Genomic DNA, 23,426 nt, shown 5'->3' on the forward strand with positions numbered 1-23,426 from the left:
TGGCTCTGGCTCTGGCTCTGGCTCTGGCTCTGGCTCTGGCTCTGGCTCTGGCTCTGGCTCTGGCTCTGGCTCTGGCTCTGGCTGAATATTGTGCTCTGCTATGGCATTTTCAAAGTTTTTAAAAGAAGCGTCCAGTGATTGTAATTCTTCTTCGTTTAATGTCTCTTCGCTTGGCGCTTTTTCTTGCAGCTTATCCGGTTCGTTATCTTCTGATTCACTGGTTTCTGACTCAATAAACTCAGGCTCAAGGCTCTCTGCTTTAGAATCAGTGCATTCTTGAGAAACAACGCTCTCTTGGTCCTGCTCGATTTCGTGTTCTTTCAGGATCGGCTCAGACGTGGCTTCTTGCAGCAAATCATCAAGGTATTGCTGGAGCGCTATCTGGGGTTTGATCAACGCGGGTTCTTTGTTCTTTATCTCTTTCATAAAAATTTATTGTACCGCTGGCGTCATCAAAGACTCCATTAAACTGGCATAAGCCTTAATGCCTCTCGCACTGCTGTCTAAAGCAGAAGGCGCAATGCCCGCTGTGCTGGCGTCTCTCAGCTTGGTGTCAACTGGAATGACAGAGTGCCAAACCAGTTCATCATAGGTATCTTTGAGTGTCCGCAGACTCTTATTGGACGCTTGAGTACGTCGATCAAATAAAGTAGGTACAATCAAAAAAGGCACAGGGCGTTTTCTGGCACGATTGATCATGGTAAGGGTTCTTACCATTCGCTCTAAGCCTTTAATGGCCAAAAACTCAGTTTGTACTGGAATCACTAGCTGCTGACACGCCGCCAAGGCATTGATCATTAACACGCCCAATACCGGTGGGCTGTCGATCAATACATAGTCGTAATCGTCCCACAAAATTGCCAAGGTTTTAGAAATAACTAACCCCATGCCGCCTTGCGCTTGAGCGTGACGTTCTAAGGTCGCCAGTGCCGTAGAAGAAGGCAGTAGAGATAAATTAGGATGACCTGTTTCAAGAATCAAAGAAGCAGGTAAAGTGTCTGGAATTTTGCCAGAGGTCTGGAACAGGTTGTAACTGCTTTTTTCAATCGAATCAGGGTCGAAACGAAAGTAACTGGTCAAAGAGCCATGTGGATCTAGGTCGATCATAAGGACTCGCTTACCAGAATCGGCTAATAACCCTGCTAAGGAAACGACTGTGGTCGTTTTACCAACGCCACCTTTTTGATTCGCCACTGCCCAAATGTGCACTCCGACTCCCCTGATATTCTATACTGTTGTTGTGCTTGTTAATTTCTTGCCATCTTATACAGTAATGGGTTACTGAAACAAGTAATCATGCACATTATCGGCGTCACGCTTGCTGATACGTAAAACCACCCGTCGATTTTGCTGACGAGCATCCTCGTTGTTGTTTCTGACTTTGGGGTGTTCACTTGAAAACCCGATTGGTGCAATCATTTTTGGGTCAACACCACGGTAAACCAGTTCATCTACTACAGACGCGGAACGCAAACTTGATAAGTGCCAATTAGACACCAGTCGATTGGACACCACAGGTAAATCATCAGTATTACCCTCAACTAAGATAACCGATGGATAGCTTTTTAATATATTAGCCACCACCATCAACAAGGCAACCGCTTCATTGGTCAAATCGTATTCACCTTGACCAAATAATAGCCCAGACTTTAGCTCAAGGCTTACCCAATCGGCTGACTCGGATACGGCAATGTCTCCGGTGGCTCGTAAACCTGTAAACTGACTTTCTACTAGCTGACTTAATATTGAAAATATCGCGGACGAGCGACCCTCTTCAGTAGCAGGAATTGCATCTGGCGTGGCTGTTGCCTCAATCACTTCAATTTCTTTTGGCTCACCAACAACAGGCTCACCTATATTGATGGGCTTGACAGATTTTTGTACTGCATCAAAAACACCATCAAGACTTTCTTTTAAGCGCACTTCATCACCAGCATTTTTTAATGATAAGGAATACAAGGCGACAAAAAAAGCAAACAGTAGAGTAATGAAGTCAGCATAAGATAAAATCCAACGATCTCGCCCTTGCGTGTCAGAAGACGATGTTTTCTTCATCGATCTTCGACGCCGAGGCGGCCTTGGGGTTGTTTCACTCATAGGTATTGAGCTCAAGTTCTAGTCGATATGGATGCTTGCCCACCGCAATCCCACAAATACCGTCGATCAATAACTGATGATACAACAGCTCTTTTTCGATATAACCTGTTAACTTTTTCACGATAGGAAAAACTACTAGATTAGCAAAACCCTGTCCGTACAGAGTAGACACAAACGCTACCGCTATACCGTGGCCTAGAGCTTCTGGGCTATCTAAATTGGCCATCGCTTGAATCAGACCTAAGACAGAACCCATAATGCCTAATGTCGGAGCGTAGCCACCAATGGATTCTAAAAAAGACACACTCTTCATTCGTCTGTCGTAAAGCCTCATAGCATCATCGTGCAATCGATCAGACAGTAATTCTGGTTCTGCGCCATCAATCGCCATTTGCAAAGCGCGGCTAGAAAACGAGCTGCCCAATACTTCGATATCCGATTCTAGCGCCAATATAGATAACTTACGGGCTTTATGAGCAAGATTATTAAGGGAAGAACGAGCGGAATTGAAATCGTAAACAGGAGGGAAAAGGCTCCATTTGACTAACGCGAAGGCTCGCAAGGATTCGTGAATGCTGCTTTGAATTAGGGTAGCGCCGATACTACCAACAATAACAATGATCGCAGAGGGCAAGTTAAGAAGAAGGACAACCTCCCCTCCTCCTAACCAGTTTGCTAGAAATACCGAGCTAAACGCAATGATAAGTCCTGCTAAGGTAACAAAATCCACTAACTAACCTCACGTGCGATGCGCTCACCGATATGATCTAAATGAATAACGTCATCGGCTAAATTGGCTTTTTCAACCGCCATCGGCATACCGTAGATCACACAAGACTCTTCGCTTTGAATCCAAACTCGTGACCCTGAACTCTTCAGCATGCGTGAACCATCTCGCCCATCAAAACCCATTCCTGTCATTACAACCGCTAACACTTTACCTGGGTAGCATTTAGACGCGGAGCCAAAAGTCACGTCGACAGAAGGTTTGTAATTCAGTCTTTCGTCACCCTCAAGAATGCGTACGCAACCTCCGTTACGAGAGTCAATCATCATTTGCTTGCCACCGGGGGCAAGAAGTGCCACACCTGGTTGTAGACGATCACCGTCTTGAGCTTCTTTGACTGTAATTTGACAAATATTATTGAGCCGCTCCGCAAATGCACCGGTAAATGCCGCTGGCATATGCTGAACAACAACCAATGGTGCAGCAAAACTTTTTGGCAATTTAGTCAAGACGCTTTGTAAAGCCATTGGACCGCCAGTTGACGTACCGATCGCCACCAAACTCACTCTTTTTCGAGAACGAGGAATAATAACACCCCGTTCTGTGACGATAGGTTTGGGAGCTTCTCGTGGTGGTGGCGCTTCAAGGTATTGCCTATTACCCGAAAAGCGCGTTCTTGACACCAGCAACACACGTTCGATTAAGGCACGTTTCACCATTTCAGAATCACGAGAAATGTCTTCGAAATTCTTCGGCATAAAATCCACTGCACCCGCTTCTAGTGCGTCTAAAGTAATCTTCGCCCCTTCATGGGTCAAAGATGAAAACATCAGCACAGGTGTTGGCTTCAGCTTCATGATATTACTCACAGCAGCAATACCATCCAAAACAGGCATTTCATAATCCATCGTCACCACATCCGGTGATAACGATTGAACCTTATCGATCGCTTCTCGACCGTTGTTGGCAGTACCAACAACAGTCAATCGTGCGTCACTCTCAAATATTTCTACCAGACGACGGCGAAAAAAACCCGAATCATCTACAACAAGAACCTTAATAGGCATATCACATCCCCAAAATGAAAAACCTATTACCTAGATGCATAGCATTTCAGCATACTAGGCACATCAAGGATCAAAGCAATACGCCCATCTCCGGTAATAGTGGCTCCTGCCATACCTGCCGTACCTTGTAGCATTTTACCGAGAGGCTTGATCACTACTTCTTCTTGACCAACAAGTTGATCAACAACAAAGCCAACTTCCGTCATACCAACTTGCACCACAACAACGTGTGCCTCAGTCGGTAAATCGCCCTTATGGCGTTCTTTAATCAGCCAGCTCTTAAGATGGAATATAGGCAATGTCTTACCGCGGATCACCACAACCTGCTGACCATCAACGACATTGGTTTTCTTTAAGTTTAAGTGGAATATCTCATTCACACTGACTAAAGGAAACGCAAACGCTTGATCGGATAAGGTCACCATCAAGGTCGGCATAATAGCGAGCGTTAATGGCACCTTAATAATAAATCGCGAGCCTTGCCCCAATACAGATTTAATCTGCAATGTGCCGTTTAGCTGTGAAATTTTCGTTTTAACAACGTCCATCCCCACGCCACGTCCAGACACATCGGTGATCTCTACCTTAGTAGAAAAACCTGGAGCAAAGATCATGTTAAAGGCTTCTTCATCAGACAGACGCTCAGCTGCGTCCATGTCCATGATACCTTTTTCCACTGCTTTTCTACGCAACACATCCGGGTCCATACCTGCACCATCGTCTTCGATGGACAGTAAGATATGATCACCTTCTTGTTCGGCAGATAGCACCACATGACCGACTCGTGGTTTGCCTTTTGCTTCTCGCACATCTGGTGCTTCAACACCATGATCGACCGAGTTTCTCACCAAGTGGACAAGCGGATCCGCAAGGGCTTCTACTAGGTTTTTATCTAAATCTGTTTCTTCCCCACGAAGCTCTAGATTGACTTCTTTCTTGAGGTTTCGAGCCAAATCTCGTACTACGCGAGGGAATTTACCGAATACTTTCTTGATCGGCTGCATTCGTGTTTTCATCACGGCATTTTGCAAGTCGCCGGTGACAACATCTAAATTTGAAACCGCTTTACCCATCGATTCGTCTTCGCTTTGTAAGCCTAAACGAACCAATCGATTTCGAACCAACACCAACTCGCCAACCATGTTCATAATGTCGTCGAGACGTTTTGTGTCAACACGCACCGTCGCTTCTTGCGTCACTGGGGCGTGCGTGACTTTTTCTTTCACTGGCTCTGCAGAAGAAGCCTTATCCGCTTTAGGGGCTACTTTGGGCTTAGGTGCCGCTTTTGGCTCCGGCTTGGGCTTAACCGGTTCTGGTTTCGCTTTCGCCTGCTCAGCTTTGGGTTTTTCGGCAGCCTTTTCTTTCTCAGCTTTCTCTTTGCTTTGTAGACTGTCCAACAGAGACTCAAATTCATCTTCTGTTATCAGATCTGATTCGCCCCCAGCTGGAATCCCAGCCGAAGTACTGTCCGACGAAGTATCTTTTTCAGTAGCGTCATCCTTTGAATTTGGCGCCTTCTTTTCACCGTGCAATTTATCAAGTAAGGCTTCAAACTCATCTTCTGTGATTTCATCAGACTCAACCGCATCCGCTTGTGTCGATTCGCTCTTAGCGTCATCAATACCTGGCGCACCACTGCCATGAAGTTGATTCAAAAGAGCATCAAATTCATCTTCAGTGATTTCATCATCAGTTTTTGCGGCTGGTTCGGATGTTTTCGACGTTTTCTCACTCTCGGTTTTGTTATCATCCATATCCGATGAAACACCACCTAAAGCATCTAACAAAGATTCAAACTCATCGTCAGAAATATCAACAGATTCTTCAGAAGAACTACCGGCCTGAGATATTGGCTCCTCAGCAGGTTCGTCTTCCTCAACTTCTGTGTCTTCTATTGTGTCTTCTTCAATCTCGTCAGCATCCGACTGATTTGCCTTGGCAAGCTCTTCGGCTGTTGGTGCAGTAGCATATACACTCAATGCAGAGATAAGTTCAGGTGACGCAGGCTCTGGTTCACCACCGGCACGAACAGCATCAAACATTTCGTTCACGGCATCTAGCGCTTGCAACACAATGTCCATCAGGTCAGAGTCAATCTGACGTTGGCCATTTCTCAAAATATCAAAAACGTTTTCAGCATAATGACAGCAATTAACAAGCGGCGTCAGCTGTAAAAAACCCGCGCCCCCTTTGACAGTATGAAATCCACGAAAGATCGCATTAAGCAAAGGCTTATCATCAGGGTTTTGCTCTAAATCTACTAACTGTTCGGAAAGCTGCTCGAGAATTTCTCCAGCTTCTACCAAAAAATCTTGTAGAATTTCTTCATCGACCTCGAAACTCATCCTCAGCTCCTTCTAGAAACCAAGACTTGATAGCAAGTCGTCTACTTCGTCTTGACTATTCAGTACTTCAGGGGTTTTTTGTTTATTAATAGCCGGGCCGTGCCCACGAGTGTCATCGTGCTCAGACTCATTTTCTAGGTGTTCAATCCCAGAAATACTATCAACGCGTCCAGCAACAGCAACAAGATGCACAAGCTTTTCTTCTACATCTCGAATTAAATCATTCACTCTAGCGATAACTTGACCGGTTAGGTCTTGATAACCCTGCTCTAGAAGAATTGTGTTGAGGTTTGAATGCAAGGTGGTCGCACTTTCGTCTGCGTAGGATAAAAAGACGTCAATGCGTTTGTACAATTCACGGAATTCTTGTGGTGTTAAATCTCGTTGAATTAGGCGTGTCCAGTCTTTGCGTAAGTCTCGAGCTTGGCTCTGCAATTCACTTGCGACGGGGACACTGCTGTCTACCATGTCCATGGTTTTATTTGCTGCAGCACTGGTCATTTCAATAACATAATCCAGCCGATCCGACGCATCAGTGATCTTGTTGGCCGTATCACTGCCTTCTTCACCGACGACCAAATCCACTGAGCCAACCTGAAAATCTCGAATAGCATCATGCAGGCTTCGAGTTAAGAACCCAACTTCGTTATAAAAACTATTGTGACGAGCTTCGCTTAACTCTTGAATTTTCTTTATCGCACCACTGAAATCACCGACCTCAATGTAATTCAAAAGCTCTACAGCGCCATCTTTCACTAGCTTTTCAAAATCCACTAGCCCAGACTCCAGTTTGTTTGACATTGAAATTCCCTATTTTGCAGCGTCTATTCGTTCAAAGATTTTCTCAATCTTCTCTTTAAGCGCAACCGCAGTAAACGGTTTAACCACGTAGCCATTTACGCCAGCTTGCGCCGCAGCAATGATTTGGTCACGCTTCGCTTCCGCCGTTACCATAAGAACAGGGGTACTTTTTAACTTTTCGTCAGAACGTACTGCTCGCAGCAACTCAATACCTGTCATTCCCGGCATATTCCAATCTGTTACCAGAAAATCGATCGTTCCCCCTTTGAGAATGGGCAATGCGGTTGTTCCATCATCTGCTTCGACTGTATTGGTAAATCCTAAATCCCGCAGTAAATTTTTAATGATTCGTCTCATTGTCGAGAAGTCATCAACAATTAGGATCTTCATGTTTTTATCCAACGCAACCTCCACACCCTAAAGGTAATATTTCACAACTCATAATTAATCTCGCCAATCACTTAGTCGAGCTCTGAGTCTCATAGCCGCTTGACTATGTATTTGACTCACTCTCGATTCACTGACACCTAAAACAGCACCAATTTCTTTTAAGTTAAGCTCTTCATTATAATAAAGAGACAAAACCAACTTTTCTCGCTCTGGTAAATTACCAATTTCTTCTGCTAGCTGTCCCTGAAACCCTACCTCTTCAACTAACGAGTAAGGCGTGTTATCTATTTCAGAATGAGTACTATCTAAAGTACTGGAATCAGAATCCAGCATTTCTTCGTAACTGAACAACTGAGTAGACATGGATGAATGTATCATTTCATGGTACTCGGTCATGCTGATGTTCATATGCTCAGCGACTTCCATATCGGCAACTTCTCGACCGAGTTTAGCTTCTAATTCTTTGATTGAATTGGCCACAGCTCGACCATTGCGTCGTACCGATCGTGGTGCCCAGTCAGACTTGCGTACTTCGTCCATAATGGAACCACGAATGCGAATTCCAGCATAGGTTTCAAAGCTAGCGCCTTTGGAGGACTCAAAGCGCTTATAAGCTTCAATCAATCCCATCATGCCAGCTTGAATCAAATCGTCTACCTCAACGCTGTCTGGTAAACGCGCTAACAAGTGATAAGCAATTTTCTTTACCAAATACCCATATTGCTCAACGATCGCATCAACCGACAGCGTGGCTTTTTTTGAGTATGTGTTATATCCGTTTTTGGTCAGCATAAAATACTATAAGCAACCTTTGCCATTCAAATTAGTTGCGCTGCTTTACTGTACTACATAGTTCAACGCAACGCTGTTAGTAATAACATATTTTTACTAACTACCGTACTTTAAAGATCCATAAAGCTGACTGTAATGATCTGCAGTATACACAGCTCTACTGATTAAATTATGTGCCCGAGCGGGTTCGATATCATCGGGAATTCGTTGACCATCGGCGATGTAAACCACTGGCAAACCTTCTTCGATAACCACGCTAATCGCTTCCCCTAAAGAAGCCGACTCATCTAATTTGCTGAGAACACAGCCATCTAACTGCACCTGAGAATATACGTCGATTACAGTTTTGAGCACCTGTCTTTGACTTGTACAAGGCAAAACCAGCAGCTTTTTCAAACTGGCTCTGGCGCGTTTCATCATTAGCAGTTGTCTTTCTAGATTGGAATCTCGTGGATTCATCCCTGCTGTATCAACCAGCACCAGAGAATAATGGGCGTATTTAGCCAACACTTCATTTAAATCTGAGTATTCATTCACCACTTCGACAGGCACATTTAAAATTCGACCGAAAGCACGAAGTTGCTCATGGGCGGCGATACGGTAGGTATCCGTGGTGATCAACACCACACCACTCGCACCATGTTTTAAAACATATTGTGCCGCGATTTTACCTATAGTGGTGGTTTTTCCCACCCCGGTTGGCCCCATAAAAGCGACGCAACCTTTTAATTCAGCGGCACTGGATCTAACGGGAATATAGTCCGCTAGATGAGCAAGCAGACGATTCCAGTCGTCTTCGCGACCCTTTAAATCTATGTCATCAATTAGGCGCGAAACAACAAACTCAGACAAGCCTAAAGACGTTAATTTTTCGCGAATTTTAACTTCAACTTGATTCTCTTTTGCCCCAGAACGGCTCTCGGTTTGCTGGCGTTCCATTTTTTCGCGCTGCTCTAATAAAGCACGCACGCTTTTGAGCTCTCGCTCCATATCTTGGAGTTGCTTTGTGCTTTCCGTATTGCGAACCGACAAGGCCTCTTCAACCGCTGGATCAGATTGATCTTGAGACAAGGGTGGCATATCAAAATACCGATTTGTGGTTTTTTCTACCGGTGCAGTTTGTGCCGTATTCGGGGCTTTTGGTGCGGGCGCTTGCTGTTTGGCTCTTTCGATACGATTGAGGTAATCCGCACTGGGATCAGTACTTGGTTCTGGGCGCGGTGGGGCAGCAGGTTTGGGCGTCATACTGGAAGGTAAAGAGCCGTCATAATCTAACGCTGCGACGATTTCTATCTCACCTGTGGGCAGTCTCTGGTTTGACAAGATAACAGCATCAGGGCCCACAGCGTCACGGACTTTCCGTATCGCTTGGCGCATGTCAGCTGCTCGAAACCGCCTAATTTGCATGAATAGATCAATCCTTCCAGTGTATTTTTCTTACAAATCCATAGCTTACCCGAAAGACCTGAATAAATATAGACACAAAAATCAAGCCCCAGACAGCGGAGCTATTGTCCAATTACACCCACAACGGTAATACGCTTATGGTCGGGCACTTCCTGATAAGAGAGTACAGACATGTTCACCATACCGTAACGCATAAAACGCGCCAACATAGGGCGAATCGGTGCAGAGACTATCAAGATTGGCGTATTTCCCATGGCTTCTTGTTGCTCAGCCGATTGACGCAAAGAGGTTTGCAATTGTTCTGCCATTTGTGGTTCTAATATCAAGGCTTCTTCATTTTTAATGCCTGACTGCTGACTTTGTTGAACAGTCTGCATGAGCATTTTTTCAAGCTGCGGCTCTAAAGTCAGCACAGGGATTTCTTCCACCCCATCGGCCAAAGTCTGGATAATCAGACGCGACAAAGAAGTTCGCACTGCCGCCGTTAGAATCATAGGATCTTGGGTTTTCGGCTGAACCCCCATGATGGCTTCTGCGATGGTACGCATGTCGCGAAGTGGCACACCTTCGATCAGTAGATTCTGCAATACCTTCAACAACACACTCAATGGCACCGTGTTGGGCACCAATTCTTCAGCCAATTTGGGATTGTATTGTTTCAACAAGCTCAGCAATTGTTGAACTTCATCATGGCCGATTAACTCGTAGGCGTGTTTGTGCATAATCTGGTTAATATGCGTGGCCACCACGGTACTCACGTCCACTACTGTATAGCCAAATGTCTGTGCTTGATCGCGCTTTTTGGGATCAACCCAAACCGCATCCAGACCAAATGAAGGGTCTTTACCGGGAATGCCATCGATGGTGCCAAATACCTGACCTGGATCGATGGCCAGATCTTTGTCTGGGTGAACTTCCGCCTCGGCGAGACTCACTCCCATTAAAGTGACGCGATAGGCGTTGGGCATTAGATCTAAGTTGTCACGGATATGAACGCTAGGCACCAAAAAGCCAAGGTCTTGGGACAACTTCCGACGCACCCCTTTTATCCGTGCTAATAATTCGCCCCCTTGTGTCTTGTCTACTAGAGGAATCAATCGGTACCCTACTTCTAGCCCTAACATATCAACGGGTGCCACATCGTCCCAACTAAGGTCTTTCATCTCCGCTGGGGGACTGCCTTCTGAATTGGATTTATTTGCACTAGCAGGCTTAGGTTTGGGCTTTTGTTTCTTCCTGTACTCCATGAAATACGCCAAACCACCTAAGGCCATAGCAAGAGACAGAAAGGAAAAGTGCGGCATGCCAGGCACTATTCCCATAACGGTCATCACGCCTGCCGCCACATACAAGGCTTTGGGAGAACCAAACATTTGCCCCATAACTTGCGAGCCCATATCGCCGGACTCGTTCACGCGAGTCACCATGATGGCCGCTGCAGTAGACAACATCAAAGAAGGCAACTGAGCAACCAGACCGTCCCCAATGGTTAACAAAGAATAACGCTCTATCGCTTCGGTAAAAGACAAATCGTGCTGAGCCATACCAATGGCCAAACCACCAATAATATTAATGCCCAATATGAGCAAGCCCGCAATGGCGTCCCCTTTTACAAACTTAGAGGCACCATCCATGGAACCATAAAATTCTGCTTCAGAGGCAATTTCGGTTCGACGAGTTTTGGCTTGATCAGCATCAATCATGCCAGCGTTAAGGTCGGCATCGATTGCCATCTGCTTGCCCGGCATTGCATCCAAAGTAAAACGCGCACTCACTTCAGAAATACGACCAGCACCCTTTGTGACGACGGCAAAGTTGATGATCATTAAAATCGCGAATACCACAAAACCGACCACATAATTGCCGCCGATAACAACTTCACCAAATGCTTGAATTACTTTACCAGCCGCATCACCACCTTCGTGACCGTTTAACAACACCACTCGCGTCGATGCCACGTTCAAGGCTAATCGCATCAAGGTAGAAACTAATAGAACGGTAGGGAAAACGGCAAAATCCAAAGGCCGCATGGAATAAATGGCAACAAGTAAAACGACAATGGCCAAAGCAATATTAAAGGTAAACAGAACGTCCAACAAAAAGGCAGGAATAGGCAAGATCATCATCGCCAACAGCGACAATAACAAAATAGGAATACCTAGATTTCCACTAAAAACCCCTCTCGCTTGTCCGACAAGCCGACCGCGATCAAAATTCACACATTGTTCCTAAAAGCATTAACACACTGCCCATCATTTATTCACTACCGTCCCATTGAAACTCATCGGGCACATCCAAATTGGGCATGCCTTCGGGTCTTGGCGCTCCCGTGCGTGCATTACGCAACTGATACACATAGGCCAACAGTTGAGCCACGACCTTAAAGAGCCCTTGGGGAATTTCATCGCCAATCTCAGTATGGTGATATACCGCCCGCGCCAAAGCGGGCGATTGTATCACAGGGACATCGTAGTGATTGCCGACTTCCCGAATTTTCAGGGCGATAAAGTCCCCACCTTTTGCCAAAAGAACTGGCGCAGAACCGCCCGTTTGATCGTATTTTAACGCCACTGAAAAGTGTGTTGGGTTCGTAATGATCACATCAGCATTCGGCACATCGGACATCATGCGGCTCATTGCAGCTTGCCGTTGCATTTGTCGAATACGGCCACGCACCAAGGGGTCACCCTCTTGCTGCTTGAATTCGTCTTTTACTTCCTGTTTGGTCATTTTTAATTTTTCTTTGTGCGACCATACCTGAAAGGGAACATCGATAGCAGCAATTAAAGCCAAGGCTAGAGTTACAAAGACAAACGACCAAATAACAATATCAATGCCATGGGCAATGGCCAGCTGAATACTCTGGAAAGTTAACCCTAAGGTTTCCGGCAAGAAATAATTCACCACCAAGACCGCAATCACGCCAACCAAACTCACTTTAGCGATGGATTTTAAAAGCTCCACCAGCGACTGCACAGAAAACATCCGTTTTAGCCCCGCAATCGGACTCATTTTGCTCAACTTAGGAGCCAATGGTTCCCAAGAAAAATTCAAACCGCCCAACGCAATACTACCGACAATCCCAGCCACAGCCAGAACCGACATTAGCAAAATCATAGAGTCCATCATCGCCACGACAGACTCATAAAGATGAAAAACCATGCGATTAAAGCTAAACAGGTCGTCCCTTTCAATTAAGAAATTGAAATTGAATAAGGCCGCTAAATCTCGTACCAATAAGGTGCCTGTACCATAGATGGTCACAGCTGCAACGATCAACAATAAGGCCGAACTCAAGTCCTTTGAGCGGGGTAAATTGCCTTTGTTACGCGCATCTTCGAGTTTCTTACTACTGGCGCTTTCGGTTTTTTCGCTACCGTCTTCGTTTTCAGCCATGTAATCGGATCCCCCATGTGGTGCTCATCCAGTCCATAATTTCTTCAAAGAACAGCCGGTAAATCGTGAGAAAATCTTCCAGCATAATCCAAAAGAAAAACAGAGAAAATAACATAATAACCGGAAAACCTAAGGCGAATACGTTTAATTGTGGCGAGGCTTTTGCTACCACACCAAAAGACAAGTTGATCACCAAGACCGCAATCGCCAATGGCAAGACGATCAACAAGGCTTTTTCAAACATCCAGCCACCGAGCAGCACCAGCTGCCAGTAACGGTCGCTGTCGAAACCACTGCCAATAGGCCAATAATCAAAACTCTCCGCCATATACTCAATCACCACCAAGTGGCCATTGGTTCCCAGAAACGCCAAGGCCACCATGGACAAATAATATTGCCCTAAGGTCGCCACGGAAATGCCGTTTGCCGGATCATTCGACATAGCAAATCCCAAACCCGCTTTCATAGCCGCCAACTGACCGGCCAAAGAAAAAAGCTGAAACAAGATGGTAATCACAAAACCCAGCACAAAGCCAATAATCAACTGCTCGGCGATTAAAATAATGTAGGCGGGCGACACAGGATCATAGCTCGGCACTTCTATCACGGGAGTGATAATCACCGCCACAACAAACGAAAAGGCAATGCGCACTCTGGTGTTAACCAGCTGGCTTCCAAACAAAGGCAACGCCATAAAAAAGGCGCCAATACGAAAAAAAGGCAGGAGAAAGCTGATGGTTAAATTGAGCAACTGATCGGGATAGAGTTCTAACATCAGCCGATTATCATGGGGATATCAATGAACAAATTGGTAGTGAAGTCGACCAATTTTGTCAAAATCCAAGGCCCCAGCTGCATGATTACCAAGATGGTGACAATTAGCCTAGGTAGAAACGATAGGGTTTGTTCGTTTATTTGTGTGGCGGCTTGGAACACACTCACGATTAAACCAACCACTAAGCTTGGCACCATCACCACACCAACAATCAATACAATGAGGTAAAAGCCTTGGCCATAGAGATCTAACACCACCTGAGGATTCATCGTTAAATCCCAAAACTGGCAGCAAGTGTGGACATAATCATCGCCCAGCCATCTACCATCACAAACAACATAATCTTAAAGGGTAAGGAAATAATCACCGGAGATAGCATCATCATACCCATGGCCATCAAGACACTGGCGACCACCATATCCACAATCAAAAACGGAATAAAAATCATAAAACCAATTTGAAACGCTGTTTTTAACTCACTGGTGACATAGGCAGGCATCAAGATGGTAAAAGGCAAGGTTTCCATCGATTCAATCGTTCCTTCTTTGCCTGCCAATTTGACAAAAAGCGCAATATCATCTTCTCGAGTTTGTGCCAACATAAAATCTTTTATGGGAACAGACGCCGCTTCGACCGCCTGCACTGAGGTCATTTCTTCTTTTAAATAGGGTTGTAACGCCACTTCGTTCACCTTGTCGAGCGTCGGTGTCATGATGAACAAGGTTAAAAATAGAGCCATACCAATCATTATTTGGTTGGAGGGTGTTTGCTGCAAACCAATCGCTTGGCGCAAAATGGCCAACACAACAATAATGCGCGTAAAAGCCGTCATCATCATCAAGGCCGCTGGCAAGAGCGTCAAGGCCGTCATAATGAAAAGGATTTGCAACGACACACTGTAATCTTGGCTGCCGTCCGCATTGGTAATAACCTTCACCGCGGGCAACCCAACTTCTGCCCACCCACTAACCGGAGACAGTAATACTAGGAAAAAAAGAAAGCGAATCACTTCACATCCTTTACTGGCGAGGGCTGGTCGCTGGCTCGATTTAGGTTTTGGTCTCGACCAACATCGTCCATCACATCGGCAAACGAGGCGGACTTGTTCGGCAGGCTTTTTAAGTGCGTTATGGTTTGCGCTGTCACACCGATCAAGAGGCGCTCCCCTTCCACTTCCACCAGCATCAGTTTCTCTTTAGCGCCCAAAGACTGAACATGCACCACTTTAATGGCGGATTGGCCTAACTTCATTTGAGTCAACTGGAAGCGCTTCATCACCCAAAGGCAAGCCGGTATAAAGGCGATGATAAACACCAAGGAGGCAATGACCTTCCAGATTGACGACGCCAAAGACACGCCCTGCGCATCAGGCGCTTGACTGCCGATGGCGTACACAGACGTCGCCGCCATCATAACAAGCGCAGCTAATACCAAACGTTTACACAGAAAGACATTCAAAAGGCTACTTTAACCGTTTAATCCGTTCACTGGGGCTGACTACATCCGTTAACCGAATGCCATATTTATCGTTAACCACAACCACTTCGCCATGAGCAATCAAGGTACCGTTAACCAATACATCCAGCGGCTCACCAGCAAAGCGATCTAGCTCCACCACAGAACCCTGCGTCAGTTGCATCAGATTACGAATGGCGATTTCCGTATTACCTAATTCCATCGACAGTACAACGGGAATGTCCATGATCAAATCAAGGTCAGAACCTAAACCACCGCTGGGGACAGAAGGGCCTGATAAGTTTTCCAATTTTACCGGCTCAACTTTTTGTTCAGACATGGCAGCAGCCCATTCGTCTTCTATACCATCTCCGGTCTCGCCTGTCTCACCAGCTTCAGACATGGCCGCGGCCCACTCGTCTGCTAAGCCTTCGTCCATACCTTCTTGATCAGGATTTTGTTCTTCCGCCATGTTACTTAGTTACCTTCGTTTTAAAATGTTCTTGCATTTGCACTGAATAACGCTCGTTACTCACGCCTAACTTCCCTTTAAATGTAGGGACACCGTTTGCTCTCACCGTGACAAACTCAGGCATTTCGATTGGAATAATATCGCCTGTTTTAAACTGCAGCACTTCACGCAAAGAAATCTTTCTATTCGCTACATTTACCGACAAGTTGACATCTATATCCTGGACATCTTGCTGGAGTGACTTACCCCAACGGTCATCTTTTTCATCAACATCACTTTGCACCCCCGCATCTAGCAGTTCTCGAACCGGCTCGATCATCGAATAAGGCAAAGTAATATGCAGTTCGCCACCGCCGCCGTCTAACTCTATATGAAAGGTAGAAACCACCACCACTTCACTGGGGCTAACAATGTTCGCCATCGCAGGGTTTACTTCGGAGCTCAAATACTCAAGCTCAAGTTTCAACACAGGCGCCCACGCCTCTGTTAAATCGATGAACACTTGTTCGAGCATCAATTGGACAATTCTAATTTCGGTGGGGGTGAATTCTCGGCCTTCAATTTTAGCATGTCGACCATCACCACCAAAAAAGTTGTCTACCAGTTTGAATACCAACTTTGCATCTAGGATAAACAACGCCGTACTTCTAAGGGGACGAAATTTAACCAAATTCAAACTGGTTGGAACATAAAGCGTGTGAACATACTCGCCGAACTTCATTACTTGCAAACCACCGGATGAAACATCGGCGGTACGTCTGAGCATGTTAAATAAACTGATGCGGGTGTAACGAGCAAAACGTTCGTTGATCATTTCCAGAGTGGGCATGCGCCCACGAACAATTCGCTCTTGGCTGGTGATGTCGTAGGAGGCGACACCATTCTCGTCTCGACTTTCTTCTTCATCGGCCTTGTCATCAGCACCGTGTAAAAGAGCATCGATTTCATCTTGGGATAAGAGATCTTGCGCAGACATAGATTACTGCATCACAAAATTAGTAAACAAAACACTGTCCATGCCTCTTTGACCTGTTTCTTGCTCAAGAATGCCATTAATTGCATCAAGAGAAGCCTGTTTCAGGGCGACACGACCTTCTATGGATTTGAGCTCTTCAAAAGACTGACTGGAAAACAGCAAAACAAGGCTGTTTCGGATCAAAGGCATATGCAGTTTAACCGCGTCCACTTGTTCAGCATTTTTAGACATCACTGTCATATTGAGCTGAACATAGCGCTGACGCCCGTCCACCATAAAATCAACCACAAAAACCGGATCAAGGGACAAATAAATTGACGGTTCATTCACTAGAGTCGCTTCCGCAGACTCCTCAGCACCCGCATCGCCAGAACCACTAAACAGCAAAAAATACGCCGCAGCAGCGCCACCAAGCAACACAACCACTAACACAATAATCAGGATGAGCTTTTTCTTTCCACCTGATTTAACTTCTTCTTCGCCAACATCTAAATCGTCTTTATCCGCCATACTTACAAACCTTAGGTGTCACATTCTTTGTAAAGGGCAAAAGATTACCCTATTAACTGCCTATACGCCCTATTCTACAAAGAATCCAACAGAGCACCATCAATTTCTCGATAGTTTACGCATAGTAATCCACGCCTGACGCTGTCACATAAGAAGTATTCGCTGCGATAAGATCATCTTCTAGGCCGTCGTCATTGGCTAATGAGCCATTGCGTGCTCCATTATTATTGCGGTCATTCTCTTTGTATTGCGCGCCCGACGTATCTTGCTGAGACACATCAACATCGGCGCGACTTAAATCCATTCCCTGCTGTGCCAACATATCGCGCAAACGTCCCATCTGACTTTCTAGAAGGTCGCGGGCTTGCGGGGTCGCCGCGACAAAGCTGACCTGAGTATTGGAATCACTGTCGACCGACACCTTCACCGTTAAACTGCCTAACTCAGGCGGATCCAATCGAATGTGTGCGGTGTGACCACCATCGCGGGCTACCCAAGCAACTTTTTGTGTCATCTCTCCCGCCCAACCAGGATGACCTGGCGGCACACTCATGGTCATCGCATTGGTCTGCGGGGAGTTAGTCGCCGCACTTAATATGCCTGCAGCCGCTGCAGGTCGAGCACTGTTAGCGGTTTGTATTGAGCTGCTTAATCCACCTGTTGCACCGTCGTCTGAGCGCCCTTTGTCACCGACAAGAGTGTCAGATTGCGCCGACATTCTGCCTAATATGGCCTCTTGCTCTTTTTTACGTAGCTCGATAGGCTCGTTCACCAAGACACCATCTTCTAACACCATATCACCGGCTTCTGCCGCGACCTCTTCTTCATTAAGCGCCAAGCCAGAACCTAGCAAGCCTGCTGCTTTCGTACCATCAGGCGTAGGCAAAGCAGAAGACCGACCAGATGACAAAGCAGCAGCACTGTTTGCTGCCACAGCATCACTCACTGTATTAGGAGCAGACTTTGTGGGCGAAGCGCTCATTTGAGACAACACCCAAGACAGCTCATCCGGATTGTCTAGCGGAGCCAAGTCTATTTTATCTGATGTTTCTGTCGTATCAGTCAAGACCGCTTTTTTAGTCGAATAGTCCCCATTCGCTAAACCAGTAAGTGCGGCTAACGTAGCTGGACTGGTTACATTGGATCGATTTTTTACTCCTAGATCAATCGCACCTTTCTCTGAGGCGCCATCGGCATTTTTTAATCCAGCCGATGATGTATTCACTGGGGTTACTTGTGCCGGGACCGCACTGGTCAAAACTACCTGAGCGGATTGCACTTCACCATTGGAAAGCAATGAGCTTTCAGTCGCATCTGTAACGGATAAGCTTTTGGTAGGCAAACCATCCGCACTCAAACCTATCACTGGCGTGCTCGAATTCTTTGTTGAAGTTTGGGAAGGGACAGGAATTCCTACCGCGGCACCGGTCGATACCTGAACACCATTAGTCAGTGTTGGATCACTGTTAACCTCACTGAAACCATTCGCTGTTGATTCAACCGTTGCCGTGGCGTCAGAGACCGCCACAGCACTAACCAGTTTACTATCTGTTAACGAGTCTTGAGCCTGAACCGGAAGAGTTGGCGAAGAGACAGCGGCTTTTGATTCAGAAGTCATTAACTCAGGATCAACCAAGTTTGCTGCAATGGACGCAGAATCTCTCGCATTAGATTTCTCCAACGCTGGCGTTAAGGATGTACCTGCCGCCGTAGACAAAGAGGAAGTCACACCTGGTGTTTTTTCACCTTCTGCTTGCAATAATTTGCCGCCTTGCTCGACAAGTTTCGCCGGCTCTAACGCTTGCTGAGATACGTCTTGTGAGGTGCTTTTTTGCGAATTAGCTGAACCATTAGTAGTTGATTCGCCAGATAGCTTTGGAGCAGAATTTGTAATCGTGGTCGTCGTGCTTTTATCGTTTTGATCCGCTGTGGTTTGTTGTGGTGTGGCTGTATGAGTAGGCGAACCAGCTGTAGTCACGCTATTGGCCGATGACGACGTATTGGTCGCATTTTTAGCTTGCTGAAAGTCTGCATAAAAATTGGCCCCTTTTTCAGAAGGTACCTTCATCAGGCTAGACTTGTTAGATGAGACCCCAGAGGGCAAAGGCAGTACTGTGTTTGAATCTGTGCGCATAAAATCCCCCAGCGATTAACAGGGACTATGCAATACAAAGGCCAACCTCTTTAATGGACGCCAACTTGCCACTGATAATGAGCTGTCACCGCGCTTCCGCCTTTAGAAAAGGTTAATTCTGAACAAAGCTGGTTGAGCAAAGCCAGCCCCCGATTGTACAGCAGCTTGGAATCTGACATGTCAAAATCAATCTGTTTGTAATCGAAACCTGACCCGCTGTCTTCCACATACAACACCAAGGATCGATTATGTTGCTCCGATGTCACTTTAACAGAAATTTTAACATAACCTTCTTTCAGTTGAGCTAGACGGCGTTCACGCTCTTCATAGTACAAAGAAAAACCATCCGCTGAGTTTTTCTGACTAGAGCGCAGCCCTAACACCCCATGCTCTAAGGCGTTTGAGTAAAGCTCCGACAAAATCATAAAAATCTGGCTAGAAAAGCTGCTTAATCCTGGGACTGTGGTGAGAATTTGCAGCACATAGGGCAAAGGGTCGGTATTACGCAAAGAATCCGCGTTTAGCACATACTCGAAGGAAAAGTCGGCGGGCGCTTCATCGTGACCACGATGGCGGTCTAATTCTGAAGAGTCGATGCCGATATTGGTGTCTAAGCATACATTCAGGCACGAAATATCATCTAGTGGGTTATCTACAATACCTTTCTTGTCCAATTTCGCCGTTAGCCATGACATGGCATTCGACGCTTTAATTTCGCCTTCGTATAAAGGCGCAAAAACGCTGCGACCAGATAGTGGATCAAATTCCTGATCGAATGACTCGAGAGCGTCCAGAACTCCGTCAGAAAAGGCCATCAAACGATCACCCGGCACAAAGGACATGGCTTCAATTTGACACTCAAAATCTTCGGCTGACAGAACCCCCAACGGTAAATTCTTAGAGGTGAGTCGTCTTGGTGAATCGCTCTTTTGTTCAAAAAAGAGTAAATCTGGCAAACCGCCATTCCACACTTCAACGCTTTTATTATTCACCTTGATGTCGATAAACGCCGCGCTGCAAAACATATTGGCAGGCAAAATACTTTTTAAGCGTGCGTTAATTTCAGGAATGATCTGACGCATTAAGAAGCCTTTTTTCGTCCATTCGAAAAAAATGTCCGCTAATGGTAAAGCGCCAATCGCCGCCGACAACCCATGTCCAGTAAAGTCCCCCAATAATAGGTGCATACCGCCGTTTGGCTTGTATGCTGCCAAAATCACATCCCCATTAAAGGTATTGGTACCATAATGAATGGTGGATAAAGCAGTGTCTTCAAGGCAATTGGAATGGGTAATGTTTTCATAAACGGACTTAGCGATAGATTGGTCGTTAAGCAGTTTTTCATTGTAAAGAGACATGGCATCGCGTTGTTCTTCCAGTGTTTTTTGCATCACTAAAAGTCGCACAATGGCATTTAATTTCGCGGTGATCAGTGCGGGGCTATAAGGCTTTGAAATAAAATCCACGCCACCAATACGCAGACAATTGGAAAGGGCAACAGGATCAGCAACGCCAGAAAGAAATACGATGGGGACAAACTGATCACCCGCAATGCGCTGAATGTCCATGGCGGCTTCCCAACCATCTTTACGCGGCATTTTGATGTCTAAACAGACCAGTTGTACCGTTTGCGGATCAAACTTATCGATGGCATCTTGGCCATCCACCGCCATAATAACCTTGTGACCAAACTGGCTCAAAATGGCTTTTAATAAAATTCGATCAGACGGGTTATCATCCGCAATCAATATGGTTAACACTTGTTCCATATGACATTACTCAGTAATTTCAAAAAGCCGATGAAAATTCGCCATTTTGAGGGTGTTTATTACCGCACGATTAACATGAACCAAACGGATCTGCGTGCTTCGTTCTCCAGCGTGATCCCTCAATAGGAGCAACATGCCCAAAGCCGAACTGTCTAGGTGTAACACGTTCGCAAGGTTTACCTCATAGGACATAACATTTTTCACCGACAAAAAAGCCTCTTTAAAGGCTTTTTGACAATGATAGTCAAAACGCGCTTTCACTTGAATAATCAGACACTCTGTATGTGTATCAAAAAAACTATCAACCACAGATTGCTCCTCAAATTTCAATGAAAAGCGTTAAGACTCCTCCCGCTGTTCATCTGATTCTTTTTTGGGGTAAGCAAGGCTAGGATCTTGAATCAGAGAAAGCATGGTTTTATTGACCAAACTCTCTACTCGCTCTTGCATTTGATGTATGGAATCCCTTGCTCTGTCAAGACGCGCCATGCCAACACTGCGATCTGACTCAAGCAGCGACAAGGTCGACGCTGCCATGGTTTGCATGGCTTCCACCTGTTCTTGTACCAAACTAATGTCGTGCTCAACGTCAACGGCAAAACGACGACGAATCTCTACACTCTGCCCTTCCGTGGCGACCAAACTGGTCATCACACCGGCTCTTACTTCGTTTAAACAACGATCAACATCGTTAAGCAAGAAGACATCAGACGATAAATCTTTTTCTACCAATGCCAAGCGCTGTAAAACCAACTCATAACCTAATAAAAATGAGCCTCTTATTTGCTCAGACAACCAAGCCATTTCATTTAATTCGGCTTGTAGATCATCTGCTAGACTTGCGTTTTCAATGCTCACACTTTCATCATGTACTTGCTCAATACTCTCATCTTGAACAACAATGTCAGGTAAGTTTGATTTATTGTGCTGGTTTTTTTCGTCAATTAGAGATGCTATTTGTTGTAGTTTAGTAATTTTTAATGCTGATGTTGACGAGTTGGTCACAAAGCTTAACGCTTCAAAAACGGAATTTACTTTTTGACGGATGGTTTCAAGGGATGAAGCAAAGCCATAGTAGGGAGAATCGACTCTTGTCATTCGAATTGGTGTATTCCAAACATCTTTCTCCATCAAGGTTAAGCTGTGGTGCAAGACATCAAACTCAGCAAAGTTCACCTTGGTTTGAATGGAAATAAAACGCTCTAAGCAAGGCCCATTGTCACTTCCTGTGTCAATTTCAGCCTCTTCCTGATCCTTGTCATCACAGACAAAATCCTTCACGGTCAGCCAGTACACTCCATCAGATAATACCATCTTGTGCGTTTGCTCAGACAACAGCACCTCGTCTGCAATGCGTTCGCCGGTGGGCAATTCGAGGCCGGAGTCAATTCCTAACAGAGACTCAAACACATCAGAATTTTTTTGCCATAATCGCTCAGCGCCAGCGCTTAACCACACCACATGGCCATCACGATTGGTCACAATAAAAGCGTCATTAGTTTTTGCTAACGCTTTGTCAATTAACAGAAGATTGTCACCTTGTAACTCAAGGTCATAATTACGGGAAGCCAATTCATTGTCTATGGTATGACTTAAGTCGGTAAACTCATCCACCATAGGACGAGCAGGTAAAATGCCCGCGTGACCGTGACGACGATGATCCAACACATAATGCAAGAGAGCAAAACCCGAGCGCAACTGCCGACCGAATCGCGCTGTCATCAACACCACGATAAAGGTGATGAGCAAAAACATCGCCACAGGTACCCAAATCAACCCTGATAAAAACACCTGCCGCTGGTAATCAAGATCGACGCCAACTTGTAAGAGGACATTGTTGACCGTTTTTAAATGTTCGAATGCACTGTACATTTCGCGACGCTCAGCGGCGCTCAATAACACAGTATCTAATTGGCGTGTTGATAATCGATTCAACAAAGCAAGAGAAGTATCGACGCCTGCTTCTTGTTCTAATTCAAAAAACGATAAGTAATTATCTATTAGACGGTATTCACTTAACAACATCTGGTGAAGCCGACTGGCAGAACCTGGAGTAATATCATCCGCAAAAATCTGCTCATCATCGATCAGCAACCACTCCAACCAATGCTCTTCCGCACTGTAAACCAAGCCTAGTAGAGCGCTGAGCCTTTCTTGTTGGGTATTTTGCTTTTCCAGATCTGTGCTCATCAGCATATAAATGCCAGCAGACGCCAACAGCAACACAAACAACAAGGCAACCACGCCCTTTTGCAGGCCGTTAATTAGCTCTTTTCTTGGTGCACCAAACGGTGAATGCTGTGTATTCATAGT

General features: G+C 45.6%; 22 protein-coding genes and 1 pseudogene. All 23 read right to left on the reverse strand.

The genetic code is table 11. From position 1 onward, the window contains the following. Window positions 1-426, reverse strand: a pseudogene (locus J9B83_RS15740) (chemotaxis protein CheW); the annotation flags it as partial. Window positions 427-432: 6 nt separating this feature from the next. After that, entirely contained in the window at window positions 433-1,209 is a 777-nt protein-coding gene (locus J9B83_RS06915) for a ParA family protein (protein WP_211536012.1), read from the reverse strand. A 69-nt stretch (window positions 1,210-1,278) separates the two neighbouring features. After that, a complete protein-coding gene (locus J9B83_RS06920; protein WP_236037162.1) occupies window positions 1,279-2,055 on the reverse strand; it encodes an OmpA family protein in 777 nt (258 codons plus the stop codon). 34 nt (window positions 2,056-2,089) lie between these two features. Next, a complete protein-coding gene (locus J9B83_RS06925; RefSeq protein ID WP_211536014.1) occupies window positions 2,090-2,827 on the reverse strand; it encodes a flagellar motor protein in 738 nt (245 codons plus the stop codon). Then, entirely contained in the window at window positions 2,827-3,891 is a 1,065-nt protein-coding gene (locus J9B83_RS06930; RefSeq protein WP_211536015.1) for a protein-glutamate methylesterase/protein-glutamine glutaminase, read from the reverse strand. The genes J9B83_RS06925 and J9B83_RS06930 overlap by 1 nt, the downstream gene beginning before the upstream one ends. Window positions 3,892-3,917: 26 nt before the next feature. Then, window positions 3,918-6,236 (reverse strand): chemotaxis protein CheA, encoded by a 2,319-nt coding sequence (locus tag J9B83_RS06935; RefSeq protein ID WP_211536016.1) that lies wholly within the window; start codon window positions 6,234-6,236, stop codon window positions 3,918-3,920. Between the two features lie 12 nt (window positions 6,237-6,248). Next, entirely contained in the window at window positions 6,249-7,037 is a 789-nt protein-coding gene (locus J9B83_RS06940) for a protein phosphatase CheZ (RefSeq protein ID WP_211536017.1), read from the reverse strand. A gap of 9 nt (window positions 7,038-7,046) precedes the next feature. Continuing rightward, window positions 7,047-7,427, reverse strand: a complete 381-nt coding sequence (locus J9B83_RS06945) for a chemotaxis response regulator CheY (protein ID WP_456238173.1) — start codon at window positions 7,425-7,427, stop codon at window positions 7,047-7,049. A 54-nt stretch (window positions 7,428-7,481) separates the two neighbouring features. Next, window positions 7,482-8,219 carry an RNA polymerase sigma factor FliA gene (locus tag J9B83_RS06950; RefSeq protein WP_211536019.1) on the reverse strand — a complete coding sequence of 246 codons (738 nt, stop codon included), beginning with the start codon at window positions 8,217-8,219 and terminating at the stop codon, window positions 7,482-7,484. A gap of 96 nt (window positions 8,220-8,315) precedes the next feature. After that, window positions 8,316-9,626, reverse strand: coding sequence for a flagellar biosynthesis protein FlhF (gene flhF, locus J9B83_RS06955; RefSeq protein WP_211536020.1), 1,311 nt, complete (start codon window positions 9,624-9,626; stop codon window positions 8,316-8,318). 101 nt (window positions 9,627-9,727) lie between these two features. After that, on the reverse strand, window positions 9,728-11,845 hold the full coding sequence (gene flhA / locus J9B83_RS06960; protein WP_211536021.1) for a flagellar biosynthesis protein FlhA: 2,118 nt from the start codon (window positions 11,843-11,845) through the stop codon (window positions 9,728-9,730). A 37-nt stretch (window positions 11,846-11,882) separates the two neighbouring features. Further along, window positions 11,883-13,022, reverse strand: coding sequence for a flagellar biosynthesis protein FlhB (gene flhB, locus J9B83_RS06965; RefSeq protein WP_211536022.1), 1,140 nt, complete (start codon window positions 13,020-13,022; stop codon window positions 11,883-11,885). Continuing rightward, on the reverse strand, window positions 13,015-13,797 hold the full coding sequence (gene fliR, locus J9B83_RS06970; protein ID WP_211536023.1) for a flagellar biosynthetic protein FliR: 783 nt from the start codon (window positions 13,795-13,797) through the stop codon (window positions 13,015-13,017). The genes flhB and fliR overlap by 8 nt, the downstream gene beginning before the upstream one ends. Then, window positions 13,797-14,066, reverse strand: coding sequence for a flagellar biosynthesis protein FliQ (fliQ, locus tag J9B83_RS06975; RefSeq protein WP_211536024.1), 270 nt, complete (start codon window positions 14,064-14,066; stop codon window positions 13,797-13,799). The genes fliR and fliQ overlap by 1 nt, the downstream gene beginning before the upstream one ends. Before the next feature lie 2 nt (window positions 14,067-14,068). Continuing rightward, entirely contained in the window at window positions 14,069-14,806 is a 738-nt protein-coding gene (gene fliP, locus J9B83_RS06980) for a flagellar type III secretion system pore protein FliP (RefSeq protein WP_211536025.1), read from the reverse strand. Beyond that, window positions 14,803-15,255: a flagellar biosynthetic protein FliO gene (gene fliO, locus J9B83_RS06985; RefSeq protein WP_236037163.1), complete on the reverse strand. Its 453-nt coding sequence runs from the start codon at window positions 15,253-15,255 to the stop codon at window positions 14,803-14,805. Before fliO ends, fliP begins: the two co-directional genes overlap by 4 nt. A gap of 4 nt (window positions 15,256-15,259) precedes the next feature. Continuing rightward, entirely contained in the window at window positions 15,260-15,724 is a 465-nt protein-coding gene (fliN, locus tag J9B83_RS06990) for a flagellar motor switch protein FliN (protein ID WP_236037164.1), read from the reverse strand. Between the two features lies 1 nt (window position 15,725). Next, window positions 15,726-16,700 carry a flagellar motor switch protein FliM gene (gene fliM, locus J9B83_RS06995; protein WP_211536026.1) on the reverse strand — a complete coding sequence of 325 codons (975 nt, stop codon included), beginning with the start codon at window positions 16,698-16,700 and terminating at the stop codon, window positions 15,726-15,728. Between the two features lie 3 nt (window positions 16,701-16,703). Beyond that, a complete protein-coding gene (locus tag J9B83_RS07000) occupies window positions 16,704-17,210 on the reverse strand; it encodes a flagellar basal body-associated FliL family protein (RefSeq protein ID WP_211536027.1) in 507 nt (168 codons plus the stop codon). Between the two features lie 115 nt (window positions 17,211-17,325). Continuing rightward, window positions 17,326-19,344, reverse strand: coding sequence for a flagellar hook-length control protein FliK (locus tag J9B83_RS07005; protein ID WP_211536028.1), 2,019 nt, complete (start codon window positions 19,342-19,344; stop codon window positions 17,326-17,328). A gap of 50 nt (window positions 19,345-19,394) precedes the next feature. After that, window positions 19,395-21,113 (reverse strand): SpoIIE family protein phosphatase, encoded by a 1,719-nt coding sequence (locus J9B83_RS07010; RefSeq protein WP_211536029.1) that lies wholly within the window; start codon window positions 21,111-21,113, stop codon window positions 19,395-19,397. Window positions 21,114-21,119: 6 nt separating this feature from the next. Then, window positions 21,120-21,422: an STAS domain-containing protein gene (locus J9B83_RS07015; RefSeq protein WP_211536030.1), complete on the reverse strand. Its 303-nt coding sequence runs from the start codon at window positions 21,420-21,422 to the stop codon at window positions 21,120-21,122. A gap of 30 nt (window positions 21,423-21,452) precedes the next feature. Continuing rightward, a complete protein-coding gene (locus J9B83_RS07020; RefSeq protein ID WP_211536031.1) occupies window positions 21,453-23,423 on the reverse strand; it encodes a hypothetical protein in 1,971 nt (656 codons plus the stop codon). Window positions 23,424-23,426 lie beyond the last annotated feature (3 nt).

Source organism: Marinomonas vulgaris (genome assembly GCF_018145875.1).
GTDB classification, from domain to species: Bacteria; Pseudomonadota; Gammaproteobacteria; order Pseudomonadales; family Marinomonadaceae; genus Marinomonas; species Marinomonas vulgaris.

Excerpts from the sequence above, each read along its gene's own strand:
- J9B83_RS06920 (WP_236037162.1), bottom strand. The coding sequence starts at position 2,055 with ATGAAGAAAACATCGTCTTCTGACACGCAAGGGCGAGATCGTTGGATT.
- J9B83_RS06930 (WP_211536015.1), bottom strand. The coding sequence starts at position 3,891 with ATGCCTATTAAGGTTCTTGTTGTAGATGATTCGGGTTTTTTTCGCCGT.
- J9B83_RS06935 (WP_211536016.1), bottom strand. The coding sequence starts at position 6,236 with ATGAGTTTCGAGGTCGATGAAGAAATTCTACAAGATTTTTTGGTAGAA.
- J9B83_RS06940 (WP_211536017.1), bottom strand. The coding sequence starts at position 7,037 with ATGTCAAACAAACTGGAGTCTGGGCTAGTGGATTTTGAAAAGCTAGTG.
- J9B83_RS06945 (WP_456238173.1), bottom strand. The coding sequence starts at position 7,427 with ATGAAGATCCTAATTGTTGATGACTTCTCGACAATGAGACGAATCATT.
- J9B83_RS06950 (WP_211536019.1), bottom strand. The coding sequence starts at position 8,219 with ATGCTGACCAAAAACGGATATAACACATACTCAAAAAAAGCCACGCTG.
- flhF (WP_211536020.1), bottom strand. The coding sequence starts at position 9,626 with ATGCAAATTAGGCGGTTTCGAGCAGCTGACATGCGCCAAGCGATACGG.
- flhB (WP_211536022.1), bottom strand. The coding sequence starts at position 13,022 with ATGGCTGAAAACGAAGACGGTAGCGAAAAAACCGAAAGCGCCAGTAGT.
- fliR (WP_211536023.1), bottom strand. The coding sequence starts at position 13,797 with ATGTTAGAACTCTATCCCGATCAGTTGCTCAATTTAACCATCAGCTTT.
- fliQ (WP_211536024.1), bottom strand. The coding sequence starts at position 14,066 with ATGAATCCTCAGGTGGTGTTAGATCTCTATGGCCAAGGCTTTTACCTC.
- fliN (WP_236037164.1), bottom strand. The coding sequence starts at position 15,724 with ATGGCGGAAGAACAAAATCCTGATCAAGAAGGTATGGACGAAGGCTTA.
- fliM (WP_211536026.1), bottom strand. The coding sequence starts at position 16,700 with ATGTCTGCGCAAGATCTCTTATCCCAAGATGAAATCGATGCTCTTTTA.
- J9B83_RS07000 (WP_211536027.1), bottom strand. The coding sequence starts at position 17,210 with ATGGCGGATAAAGACGATTTAGATGTTGGCGAAGAAGAAGTTAAATCA.
- J9B83_RS07005 (WP_211536028.1), bottom strand. The coding sequence starts at position 19,344 with ATGCGCACAGATTCAAACACAGTACTGCCTTTGCCCTCTGGGGTCTCA.
- J9B83_RS07010 (WP_211536029.1), bottom strand. The coding sequence starts at position 21,113 with ATGGAACAAGTGTTAACCATATTGATTGCGGATGATAACCCGTCTGAT.
- J9B83_RS07020 (WP_211536031.1), bottom strand. The coding sequence starts at position 23,423 with ATGAATACACAGCATTCACCGTTTGGTGCACCAAGAAAAGAGCTAATT.